Annotated in this window: 12 protein-coding genes and 3 pseudogenes; 11 read left to right on the top strand and 4 right to left on the bottom strand. The window is 42.3% G+C overall.

Features of this window, described 5'->3' with window-relative positions; genetic code table 11:
• Positions 1 to 405: 405 nt before the first annotated feature.
• On the bottom strand, positions 406 to 582 hold the full coding sequence (locus D7Y06_RS26635; RefSeq protein ID WP_199714817.1) for a hypothetical protein: 177 nt from the start codon (positions 580 to 582) through the stop codon (positions 406 to 408).
• A 149-nt stretch (positions 583 to 731) separates the two neighbouring features.
• Here D7Y06_RS26635 and D7Y06_RS28425 point away from each other — a divergent pair.
• The 11 genes and pseudogenes from D7Y06_RS28425 to D7Y06_RS21440 form a co-directional block, all read left to right on the top strand.
• A pseudogene (locus D7Y06_RS28425) lies at positions 732 to 818 on the top strand (HTH domain-containing protein); the annotation flags it as partial.
• Between the two features lie 36 nt (positions 819 to 854).
• A complete protein-coding gene (locus tag D7Y06_RS21495; RefSeq protein ID WP_243119434.1) occupies positions 855 to 1,553 on the top strand; it encodes a helix-turn-helix transcriptional regulator in 699 nt (232 codons plus the stop codon).
• Between the two features lie 105 nt (positions 1,554 to 1,658).
• A complete protein-coding gene (locus D7Y06_RS21490) occupies positions 1,659 to 1,922 on the top strand; it encodes a zinc ribbon domain-containing protein (RefSeq protein WP_120409655.1) in 264 nt (87 codons plus the stop codon).
• Positions 1,923 to 2,088: 166 nt separating this feature from the next.
• Positions 2,089 to 2,547, top strand: coding sequence for an RNA polymerase sigma factor (locus tag D7Y06_RS21485; protein WP_120409654.1), 459 nt, complete (start codon positions 2,089 to 2,091; stop codon positions 2,545 to 2,547).
• Positions 2,519 to 2,731 (top strand): helix-turn-helix domain-containing protein, encoded by a 213-nt coding sequence (locus D7Y06_RS21480; protein WP_120409653.1) that lies wholly within the window; start codon positions 2,519 to 2,521, stop codon positions 2,729 to 2,731. Before D7Y06_RS21485 ends, D7Y06_RS21480 begins: the two co-directional genes overlap by 29 nt.
• A gap of 71 nt (positions 2,732 to 2,802) precedes the next feature.
• A complete protein-coding gene (locus tag D7Y06_RS21475) occupies positions 2,803 to 3,549 on the top strand; it encodes an N-acetyltransferase (protein ID WP_120409652.1) in 747 nt (248 codons plus the stop codon).
• Between the two features lie 457 nt (positions 3,550 to 4,006).
• Positions 4,007 to 4,180 (top strand): annotated as a pseudogene (locus tag D7Y06_RS21465) (ATP-binding protein); the annotation flags it as partial.
• 94 nt (positions 4,181 to 4,274) lie between these two features.
• Positions 4,275 to 4,700, top strand: coding sequence for a hypothetical protein (locus D7Y06_RS21460; RefSeq protein ID WP_147415736.1), 426 nt, complete (start codon positions 4,275 to 4,277; stop codon positions 4,698 to 4,700).
• Between the two features lie 165 nt (positions 4,701 to 4,865).
• The gene (locus D7Y06_RS21455) at positions 4,866 to 5,429 is read left to right on the top strand and encodes a GNAT family N-acetyltransferase (RefSeq protein WP_120409649.1); all 564 of its coding nucleotides are present in this window, start codon (positions 4,866 to 4,868) and stop codon (positions 5,427 to 5,429) included.
• Positions 5,430 to 5,489: 60 nt separating this feature from the next.
• Entirely contained in the window at positions 5,490 to 5,612 is a 123-nt protein-coding gene (locus D7Y06_RS27730; protein WP_256387246.1) for a hypothetical protein, read from the top strand.
• Positions 5,613 to 6,037: 425 nt separating this feature from the next.
• Positions 6,038 to 6,313, top strand: a complete 276-nt coding sequence (locus D7Y06_RS21440) for an IS66 family insertion sequence element accessory protein TnpB (RefSeq protein ID WP_199714816.1) — start codon at positions 6,038 to 6,040, stop codon at positions 6,311 to 6,313.
• A gap of 125 nt (positions 6,314 to 6,438) precedes the next feature.
• Here the strand turns inward: D7Y06_RS21440 and D7Y06_RS21435 are convergent, their stop codons facing one another.
• The 3 genes and pseudogenes from D7Y06_RS21435 to D7Y06_RS21425 all read right to left on the bottom strand — a co-directional run.
• A complete protein-coding gene (locus D7Y06_RS21435) occupies positions 6,439 to 7,458 on the bottom strand; it encodes a tyrosine-type recombinase/integrase (RefSeq protein WP_120409648.1) in 1,020 nt (339 codons plus the stop codon).
• Positions 7,442 to 8,905: a hypothetical protein gene (locus tag D7Y06_RS21430; RefSeq protein WP_120409647.1), complete on the bottom strand. Its 1,464-nt coding sequence runs from the start codon at positions 8,903 to 8,905 to the stop codon at positions 7,442 to 7,444. The genes D7Y06_RS21435 and D7Y06_RS21430 overlap by 17 nt, the downstream gene beginning before the upstream one ends.
• A 268-nt stretch (positions 8,906 to 9,173) precedes the next feature.
• Positions 9,174 to 10,253: pseudogene (locus tag D7Y06_RS21425) on the bottom strand (reverse transcriptase domain-containing protein); the annotation flags it as partial.
• Between the last annotated feature and the right edge of the window lie 862 nt (positions 10,254 to 11,115).

Here is an 11,115-nt window from a genome sequence, read left to right as displayed (position 1 = left end):
GCTAAATACAGAAGTATTCTGATTAAAATATTTACCGTCCAACTCGATTGCGCTTCCAACAACAAAAGCAATCTGTTGTTACCTACCATTATGCCCAAATCATTATAGAGATTATCTGTCAAAACATTGTCTATCGTTACAATATCCAGTGTGTCCTCTGTTGCATCCGTACCTCTGGGTGCAATGTCTTATACAATTTCAACAAATTCTTTTTGTCTTGGAAAAGGTCTAAAAACACACTGTTTTTTGCGGTACGTTTTGCCTTAACTTCCTGTGTCTGCTTTGTATCGTCTGACACCTTACCACCTCGATTTCTAAAAATTTGTGGTACAAGATATGATATATCCTGCTCATGCCACACTTCAATTATACAAAAAAACGCTTATCTTTACAATAAAATTCACATTAAATTTCTTCCTCCCTCCGCTTAGTTTTGCTTTGCTGTTTACTGTGCTTTCGGCTCTCGTTCTGAAGCTCCCTCCCCGAAGGGCGCACATACCACCTCTGGTGGTATATTTGTGCGCATCCTGTAAACAGGGTGGATACGTTACCTCGGCTTTCCAGTGTCCTCGCCTTTGTCATTCCGTACCGCCCTCGCTTTCGTTTTCCGCATTGGGGAGAGTGGATTGTGGGGGAGTGGTTTCTTGGCTTTCCGTTTTGATTTTAGATATAATCTGCTGACATTCCTTTGTCTGCAAGGCAACCGATAAGATACGACTCCTGAATTAGCAGCTGAATTTGAAGTTTCTACAAGAACAATTTATCGTGACGTAGAAGCATTAAGCAGTGCGGGTATCCCGATTTATGCTGAACCGGGAAGAAACGGCGGTATATACTTATTGCAGGATTTTATTTTGGACAGAGCAATATTATCCGAAAATGAGAAGCAGGAAGTATTGACGGCAATACAAAGTATATTTGCCACAGGCTATACTGGAGAAAAAGAATTACTAACAAAGTTATCAGCGATTTTCAATGTAAATACAAGAAATTGGCTTGAAGTGGATTTTTCACGTTGGGGAAAACGCATTTATGATAACTCAAAATTTGAAATTTTGAAAACAGCGGTGATTCAGTGTAGAGAAGTAAAGATAGTTTATGAAAACTCTAACAGCAGAAGAAGCACACGAATCGTTCAACCATTAAAAATATCTTATAAATCAAAAGAGTGGTATTTAAAAGCATTTTGTATGGAAAAACAAGATTTTCGCACATTCAAATTAAACCGTATATTAGAGCTGGAATTATTAGAGGACACATTTGTGCCAAGACCATACCCAGAAGAAAAAAACAATCTGCAACAGATATACCCTAAAATAGTCCTTTCGTTTTCAAAAGCTATTGCATATCGTGTCTATGATGAATTTGACGAATCAGAAATTAAATATCAAAAAAACGGTGATTTAATTGTTTGTACTGAAATCCCAGTTGATACATGGCTTACTGGTTATCTGCTTTCATTCGGGGCACAAGTTGAAGTCATTGAACCAAAGTATTTAAAAGGTATTTTAGCTGAACAGGCACAAGAAATATATAAAAAAAATAAACCTTGACAAAAGGTGTCAAGATATATGTGCTATACTAATGACCATAGCAATACAGCTATACAGAAACTTTAAGCACAACTTAGAAAGAAAGAGGTAACAAAAATGAATGAAATGAATCAGAAATTTTGTCAGTGCTGCGGTATGCCTATGGGAGATACTGATGAACTGTACGGAACAAATGCAGATGGCAGCAAAAATGAGGAATACTGCAAGTATTGTTTTGAAAACGGTAAGTTTACTTTTAATGGTACAATGGAAGAAATGATTGAGGTATGTGTACCGAATATGGCTGCTGCTAATCCTAATATGAGCGAAGAAGAAGCAAGAAAAATTATGCTTGAATGGTTTCCGACACTGAAACGCTGGAAAAACTAATTTTGATATTGTCATTTCTATCGTCCAATGATTAGTAAAAAAAGTGAAGTCATTTTTGTTGAAGGGTAATCAAGGGGCGGTAGTTAAAATTGCTATCGCCCCTTTGAATTATAAAAGCAGCCATAAACTGTGCATCGCCCTATGTGGGAGAAAGGGGGAATCAACTATGCCTTGCACAGAAGCATACAGAGAACATATCATGTATACGTTCAATGGCTTTTGCAAGACCGTCATACGCTTTGCGGCTATCAACGCATGGCGTGACAGGAGCAGGCGGCGGCAAAAAGAAATATCCCTTGAATACCTCACAGAAGAAAAGTTTTACCCTTTAGGCACAACAGATGAATATTTTGAAGCACCCTATGAAGAACACCCTATAACGATATGCGGTCAGACAGTTATCCTCACCAATAGGAAACTTGCCGCCGCCCTGTTATCTCTGCCAGAGAAGAACCGGGAAATTATTTTCCTTTACTTTTTCGGGCATTACACACAGCAGGAAATCGGGGAAATGTACGGACGCTGCCGGAGTACGACCGGGTATCAAATCCGCAGGACTTTACAGCTCCTGCATAAAGAAATGGAGGTGCTTTCACATGGGGAATCCGAACCTTTTGCCCTATGAAACGATTGTCCGGGCAACCAGCGGAGAGCCGGAAGCCGTGGACGAGGTTTTACGGCATTACAGCAAGCGTATCCGAATTGCCGCCATTGAAAACGGGCATATCGACAGAGATACCGAAGACAGCATAAAACAGCGGCTTGTTGCTTCCCTATTCAAATTTCGTTTTGATGGGCAGGAAGTATAAGGAATTGCTTTCATTTTTGAAAAAATGGAGGTATAATAGAGCAACGCTAAAAAAATTACAGAGGTGTGCTTATGGAATATATCAGAGTAACAAATGAGAATATAGAAAAAGAGCATATATGTTGTGCAATTTCAAACAATAATGATATTCAAGTGTCATCAAAAAAAGAATGGTTAAAAGAACGTTTTGATGATGGTTTGGTTTTTTTAAAAAGTGAACAACGGGGAAAGTGTTTTATTGAATATATACCCGCTGAAAATGCTTGGAATCCCATTGTCGCAGATGGCTATATGTATATTGACTGTTTATGGGTAGCTGGTTCTTTTAAAGGACATGGCTATGGGGCGGAACTACTGAATATTTGCATTGAGGATAGCAAAAACAAAGGAAAAAAAGGACTATGTATATTATCTGCGGCAAAGAAAAAACCATTCCTGGCAGACCCTAAATTTTTAAAATACAAAGGGTTTGACATCAGCGATGAAGCGGATAACGGTATTCAGTTATGGCATTTATCTTTTACCGAAAATGCTTTATTGCCAAAATTCAAAGAATGTGCAAAGCACCCTCATATTGATGAGATGGGATATGTTCTGTATTACACCAATCAGTGTCCGTTTAATGCAAAATACATTCCTGTAATTGAAAACATTGCGAAAGAAAAATCTATACCATTCAAGTCGGTTCACTTACAGAACAAGGAGGATGCACAAAACGCTCCAACACCAATTACAACTTATGCATTATTTTTAGATGGTAACTATATTACAAACGAGCAGATGAATGATAAGAGGTTTTTGAAATTATTAGAAAAGTAACTTTTCGTTTGTAGATTATAGTCAACAGAAAATAAAACAATTGCTGTTACATAAAACGGCATACCAAGACAGGAAATCAAGAAAAGGTTTCCTGTTTTTTTGCGCCCATTTTTGGCATTTTCAAAAATTGCCAGTATTATGCCGTGCAGAGGGAGATAGAAAGAAATTTCCTCTCCCGTTTGGCAAATCCGCAGGCTGTCCGTGGAGGGCGGGCAAAAAGAAATTTTCACAAATTTCCGCCTATTCCAGCTTGTGCGGTTTTGTAAGGAATAGAGAGATATTTCCGCAAATCACCGTCATTTTTGCTTTGCATGGTGTTGTAGGTAGTAGGGGGAGAAATATCGCCGCTGCTTTGGCAAAATCCCCGCTTGCGGCACTAAAGGTATTGAGGGAAGCCAGCACAGCGGAATCCGTCACTTTCTAAGAGCAAGATTCTACCACAGTACCAAATTTCGCTAAAGAATGTGACTGCCAGCGGAAACGCCGGGAATTGCTGAAAGCCGCAGACCGGGAACAGAAGCACCGGGAGGAAGTGGAACGGCTGAAAAGAAAGGGCTTCACCGACCCGGCTATGAGGGAATGGACTTTCGGGAACGACAACGGGAAATGCCCGCAAATGCACAAAGCCTATGGGCAGGGCAGATGATGATTGCAAAGAATAGGGTAAAGAAAGATTAAGGAAAATTTATTGTAATTGTGTATGCGTTTGTAGTAAGATAATGATATTGAACAATTCAACAAATCGGGATTTTGATGGCGATTGGGCATGGTGTGTCAATCCGTTTTCGGTTGATGATCCGAGGTTGAGAAATGGTGATAAAACAATGTCATTCTCATTATCTACATATTTAAACTCTAGTTTTGATTATGTCTTTTTTTCGTCAGTGGTTGTTGTGGATAAAACAATTCGTGAAGCGATACTAAAAGATATAACGGCAAAAGATTATTCTGTTATTGGTATTACCCTGACCTGTTCAGAGGAAACTTTGCGTGAACGTCATAAAAAACGTGGAGATGCAAATGAATGTTCTTTTTTCTGGCTACATTTAAAACCATATGAAGGCGATTATGTTATCAATACAGATAATAAAAGTGTTCAGCAAATAGTTGATGAAATAAAGGTTATTGTAGATAGTGAGATAAATGGCTAATGGAAATTAAAACAAATGATTTAATATTGCGAACCATGACTGAAAACGATATTAAGGAGATAGCAAGAATGAGGGAATAGATGAAACAACGATGGATAAGCCATACGAAGCATTAAAGTACATGGAAGATACCCATAGTAAGAATAGAAAAAGGAATGAGGTTAGATGATAACTATAGAAACTAATAGATTACTTTTGAGAAATTATAAAGTGACAGATTTTAAGGATATTTTAAAATATTTTTCCGATGAAGAAGTCAGCAAATTTGAAGATTTTTATCCAATGTCAGAAGAACAGGTAAGAAACATTATTGCTGAGTGGAAAGATACGGATAATCGTCTTGTTGCTGAATTAAAAGTAAAGCAGAAAGTTATAGGAAGTGTTGGTTATTGGATAGATGATGAAGGACATTATTGTATAGATTATGATTTTAATCCTAGATATTGCGGACAGGGTTATGCAACAGAAGCAAGTAATGCACTTGTTCATTATCTATTTGAGTCAGTTGGTATTAGTGTAATTTATGGAGATTGTGATGTGCAGAATGTATCATCATGGAGGCTTTTAGAAAGATTAGGATTTCAACGTATAAGTAAGCTTGATAATCAATCATATAAAAATGATAAAAATGGTAATCCAATTTTAATTAATACGTTTTTATATGAGTTGGATAAAGCCCAGTTCAATACGTCCAATATTTCTTTAGCGACAAGAAATACATGGTACTAGAACCATGTTATATGGGGGATAAGCTGATTATGAGTAACTTGATTTTTAGGAGAAACATAGATGAAAGAAATAATTGTATATGAAATGATATTTGATAAAACATTGGAGTATCGAAATGACATAATTTGTGTCCCATTTTTAAAAAGATGCTGGAATGAATATATGAAAATATATAATGAATAAGTTTTATCGCTTTTGTATTGGGATTTGTTGTGGGATTGGCGTTGCTGATTTATTCAGGAGCAAAATATAACTGCTAATAGAGAAGAAACTTCCAGTTTGTCGGAGTAAAACAGACAAATGATATGAAAACTGAATATTGTTTACCTTTAGGTAGCGATTATCTTAACAGACAATCAGCTACCTTTTTTATTTTCAGAAACTATTAACACAGCACAGAAAGAATGAGGTATCAGAAATGATTGAGAGCAAAAATGACACAAGCAAAAACTTAGAAAAGGCATAAGGAACAGAGATACCAAGAGTTGGAAACGGTACATCGTAAGCGCCAAATAATCCTGCGGATTCCCTAATCCGCTGTCTCTATATATAATTGTAGATGTTAGATAGTTAGACTATTTCACTACAATCAAGTAGGAGGACAGGTTATGGCAGCTACGCATAAAGTTCGTGTTCCCATGGCGGATCAGATCCCGCCACCGAATTACGGTCATCATGTGGAGCCTCTTCCAAAGCAGGATGTAGTTCCAATCGACATTGTTCCGGATCAATTTCCAGAACAGAATACAGCATCACAGATGCACCTTGACAATTCGCATACGATTGAAGTGACCATGAAGGACGCTGTAATCCGTATTCATAACAATGCAGATCCTACTCTGCTCACAAGGACACTGCGCCTTATACAGGAGACATTATGTTAGGTGATATCTCCGGTCTTGAAAAGATCTATATTGTCTGCGGCTTATCCTTAAGATATTTTTATCCCCATCTTTTTGAAACTGCCCGTATCCTTGGTGTTTAAACACAAAAAGATAAGGATAAAAATTCATCTCAGACCACAAATCCTTGCCAGCTCGTCCTCATTGTCTGTCCAAAGGGGTTCTTCCTCAGGCATACCTCCAATACTCCCTCCCATCGCTTCCTGCATCATTTTCATTGATGGCGTAGCATATATCCTCGTTGTCTGGGTCGATGAGTGGCCCAGTATCCTTGAAACCAGTTCAAGCTCAACGCCGTCCTGATAGAGACCTGTCGCCCGCATGCGCCTCAGCATATGCGGCCCAGGCCGCCTTGGCATTTCCGGATGTTCTTTCCGGACTTGATCGGCATATTTGGTGATGATCCGTTCCACATTCCCGGATGACATAGCCGACAGGTGGCCTTTTATCACCGTGTAGAACAGCGGCTTGTCCGGACACCCCTCAACATGGAACCTTGAGAGATATGTCCGCAGATGCGCGACAGTTTTATCTGTCAGAGATACAATCCGTTCCTTATCTCCTTTCCCATGGATACGCACATAGGGGATAGCCGCATCAAGATATAATGATGACAGTGTCAGCCCGAGGAGTTCGGATACCCTCATTGCCGAATCATAGAGAAGTACCATGATCGCCATATCCCGCAGGCCATTTTTCTTCTGCAGGTTGGGAGCTGCGAGCATTGCGGCGCATGCCCCGTCCGGAATGGTCTCCCTGATGGGCTTCGTTTCCTTCATGAACGGGACCCGGGATGCGCCAAGGGCTATACTCTGCAGAGACACATCCCCATCCGCCGCATACCATAAGTAGGATTTCACAGCGGCAAGCCGGTTGTTGCAGGTGCTTTCCTTACAGCCCCTGTCCCTGAGATGGGCCATGAAGTCGAGCAGAAAATCGTGTGTACAGTCGGAAAAACGGAACTTCTTCATGGATATTTTCCTTGTGTCCGTGACATACCTGCGGAAAACCGTCAGACCGTCAAGATAGGTTTTTACCGTGCAGGCACTTCTTACCGCCTGCGATGGCAGATAAATATTCAGAAAATCGTTTGTCCTTGAAAAAAACAAATCATTGCGGAAAGCCAAGGCGCAGGCCCAGCATCAGCATGGCGGCATTACGCAGTTCGATACCGGTACGGCATCCTGCCCTGTATGTATAGATGCGCTTCACTTCATCATCGGTCAGGACCACCGGCACCGTCACAGATTTCGCAGTGCCGGCCGTGAGCACGGTATAGAGTTTCTTTTCCTCTCCAAGGATGCCCGTTTCTACATACCACAGGAACTGGTTTACAATGGTTATCCTCGTGGAACGCCCTTTCAACGTGGCGTGATGATCCTGGGCTATATATTCCCTAAGCATCTGCGGAGTAATGTCCCCAAAGCCATTTATGCCGCAGGCCAGAAGGTAGTCGCATAAACTCCAGACGCCGTATCTATAGTTCTGAACAGTTGACTCTCTATGGAAACTGCGTGCAAGCCAATCCACATATCCGTTGACTGCGTCCGCACACCATGCCGGGTAATGCCCCATACGCTTCTCCTGGGCGGACGTCATCCCACAGTTTTTATGGAAGCGTATTTCCCTGTCTGCGGCAAAGCTGCCAAAAAGAGCCAGTACACGCTTCCACGCCCGGCGGTTACGGCCTATCCTGTCTCCGATCAGCGTGTACCATTCCCATGAAACTTCCGGGCAGTAGTCCAGACCATGCATATCCAGAAAAACATACAGACACCGGAGGGTATGGGTAACCCTCTTGATCATGGTGTAGGAATACCCTCTGTCACTGTACCCGTCCGCAAACCGGGCGATCATGGGATACATTTCTTCCGTAGTGCAGACAGAGTGCTCACGGCTCAGACGCAGCAGCTCTGTCATGACGGCACCATCGGACAATCCGGGGACATATGCATACTGGAACACGGAATCTTCTAACAGAATGGAGAATCCCCGCCGGAAACCATGCTTTTCATGAAGAAAGCCAAGCAGTTGGCGGCCATGGCTCAGGATCACCGATCTTTGTTCTGGAGTAACGTTCCAACGGCTCCGGAATACTGCCGCCAGCATTTCATAGGAGAGCATCTCCATTCTCATCATCCCTTCTGCGCAGAGCCGCAAAAGGAAGTTGGCCGTGTGCAGTTTTGCAAGACGCATAGATTCCGGGCTGTAATCCGGTTCGCGGGAAGCAAGATATTCATCGAGAGTGCCCCGTATCTCCGGGGGCAGCTTATCGTGGTCAGGCTTCACCAAAAGGAGATTCTCGATCCGTATTTCCCCTGTGCGGATGAATTCCCGGAGCTGTTCCATATACCTTGCAGTCACATGGTATTGTTGTCTGGTATTTGCCGGTTTTACCACCTCCTCAAGCCATTTTGAAACATTTTCATCAGAGTATACAAGTCCGGCCTCTGATAAATAGCGGCCAAAAGCTTCATACCAGCGTTTACGGGCAGTTCTTCCATACTCGCCAAAACCGCTTTCGACCATGAGATTGACCATCTCTTGGACATAGTCATTGTAGTGCTTAATCATAAAATCACCTCCAAATTTGTAATGGTGATTATATGATGGCATACGGATTGATTTTTATCCTCATCTTTTTGTACTTAAACACCAAGGATACGGGCAGTTTCAAAAAGATGGGGATAAAAATGTCTTAAGGATAAGCAAGTTATACACATTTCCACGGTGCTTGTCTTTTGGTCTTTAGCTTCTTTGGTTCGGAATAGTGTGGTGCTGGCGGTCTATCTCTTGTTTTCGGTTACTTGCTTCTTTACCGTACATGAGCATTCGCGCCAGGGTTGCTCCGTTTCCCACGGGGGATAACCTTTAGCTTGAAACCGAGAAACTCTGAATACTGTTCTTTCAGGTTAATCACCTTTGATTTTTCAGGACTGATTTCAAGAGAGAGCCTTTCATGGAGCCAGCTTTTGGTTGCGTGGAATAATTTCACCGCACTTTGATAGCTGTTGGTAAATATCTTAAAATCATCAGCGTATCGGACACCGGTGACCTCTTTCAGCCTTGTCCTTCGCAATGCGGCGAATTTATGGCTCTTGCTTACACTTCCATTGTAATTAACGGATTCCTTGTAAGGAAACTCCGTTGGCATTTCTTCCCATTGGCTGGCAAGCCACCAATCCAATTCGTTCAAAACTATATTGGAGAGAAGGGGAGAAATAATACCTCCCTGCGGCGTACCGACCTCTGGGAATCCAATTCCGGCCACCTCTGCTTTTAACATAGCTGATAGAATGCTAAGCAGTTTCTTGTCACGGATTCCCATTGCCCAGAGCTGTTTCAGCAGTTTTCCGTGGTTCACATTGTCGAAGAACCCCTTAATGTCTATATCTACAACATAGTGGAGATTGCTTCTCTGCATATCTTTATGAACCTGGGTGATTGCGTGCTGTTGGTTTCTGTTAGGGCGGAATCCATAGCTGTGGTCATGGAATTTCGCCTCACATATCGGCTCCATGACCTGCAATACGCACTGTTGTATCAGCCTGTCCATAATCGTCGGAATTCCAAGCGGGCGTTTCTTCGCCCTGTCAGTGCCTTTTGGAATTTCTACCCGCCGGACACTTTGCGGAACATACCAGTCTAATTTGCGCTGTACGGCACATATAAGCTGTTCATCAGAGAGCGTTGATAATTCTGTGATTGTTTTTCCGTCTGTGCCGGGCGTCGTGCTCCCGTGGTTTTTCTTGATGTTACGGTATGCCAACCGTATATTTTCGGGTAATGCAATGATTTCGACCAGATGTTTGAAAACTTTGCCTTTGTTGCTGTCGGCATACAGCTTATCTTGAATTGCCTGGAAGTCATAATACTCGGCGTGTCTTAACTTATCTTTCTTCTTTGCCTTTCCTGTTGCCATAGTCGGTTACTTATCCCCACTTTCGTTTGGATTTTCGCCTTTCTTAGTCCTACTCGAACCTATGCGTGTTTATTGAATATGATTTTGTTTCTGTTCCTGACTACAGCCCGTCCCTCCACCGCTTACTTTATTCACGGCTTCACAGGTAGCATGGCTGCTCTTTCCTCCCGGATTAAGAACGGTTATACCGCACCTCCCGTAAAGGCGGCACGGTTTTCCCGCCCATTGCTTCACTGTGTGTATCCACTCCACATCCGGGGCTTTCCACGTTCCGATATTCCTATCTTTGCATAATACCCTTAACCCTGCCCTTTAGGCCTGTATGCTTGATGATGCCTGTAACACCATAGGGAATTTCATATCGACAAATCTTACTTTACCCCACATACGCCGTTTTCACGGCTATGGCATTTCTACCATATCCCGTTATAGACCTGTACATTCGGGCTTTTGTCAGCGGTAGTCAGCCGCATTCTGGACATAGGTACTTTATAGACCTCCGGCCTAACACCCCCGGCCACCTCTGGCTCGGTTTTGCTTTATCCCCAAAGGGGACAGTTGCGGGTGCAGACAGCCGACTTCAGCGTGCTGTGTCAGTCGCGGGAAATACGTCCTGTTTCTTCCAACGCAGTATCAAGGGAAGCGTTTCAGGGCGTTACCCCGTCATTCCACTTCTCGGAATATCAGTTAGAAAGGCCGTAGCCTTTCCGTCACTTTTACCTCTTTGCAGGAAAATCCCACGTAGAGTTTATATGCGACAACGTGTCGCTGCACTGTCGAATGGGGCTAACTGGACCTATGTCAATACTTTGGACACAAAAAGTTGAAAGTTCATGCTGATTTTTTTAATTCCTCATCCTCC

The organism is Roseburia sp. 1XD42-69 (assembly GCF_003612565.1).
Lineage (GTDB): Bacteria > Bacillota > Clostridia > Lachnospirales > Lachnospiraceae > Roseburia_B.
This window is presented reverse-complemented; position numbering and strand designations above follow the sequence as displayed.

Bases quoted from the DNA above. Each gene is read 5' to 3' on its own strand.
- D7Y06_RS26635 (WP_199714817.1), bottom strand. From the start codon at position 582: ATGACAAAGGCGAGGACACTGGAAAGCCGAGGTAACGTATCCACCCTG.
- D7Y06_RS21490 (WP_120409655.1), top strand. From the start codon at position 1,659: ATGAATCAGAAATTTTGTCAGTGCTGCGGTATGCCTATGGGAGATACT.
- D7Y06_RS21485 (WP_120409654.1), top strand. From the start codon at position 2,089: ATGCCTTGCACAGAAGCATACAGAGAACATATCATGTATACGTTCAAT.
- D7Y06_RS21480 (WP_120409653.1), top strand. From the start codon at position 2,519: ATGGGGAATCCGAACCTTTTGCCCTATGAAACGATTGTCCGGGCAACC.
- D7Y06_RS21475 (WP_120409652.1), top strand. From the start codon at position 2,803: ATGGAATATATCAGAGTAACAAATGAGAATATAGAAAAAGAGCATATA.
- D7Y06_RS21455 (WP_120409649.1), top strand. From the start codon at position 4,866: ATGATAACTATAGAAACTAATAGATTACTTTTGAGAAATTATAAAGTG.
- D7Y06_RS27730 (WP_256387246.1), top strand. From the start codon at position 5,490: ATGAAAGAAATAATTGTATATGAAATGATATTTGATAAAACATTGGAG.
- D7Y06_RS21440 (WP_199714816.1), top strand. From the start codon at position 6,038: ATGGCAGCTACGCATAAAGTTCGTGTTCCCATGGCGGATCAGATCCCG.
- D7Y06_RS21430 (WP_120409647.1), bottom strand. From the start codon at position 8,905: ATGATTAAGCACTACAATGACTATGTCCAAGAGATGGTCAATCTCATG.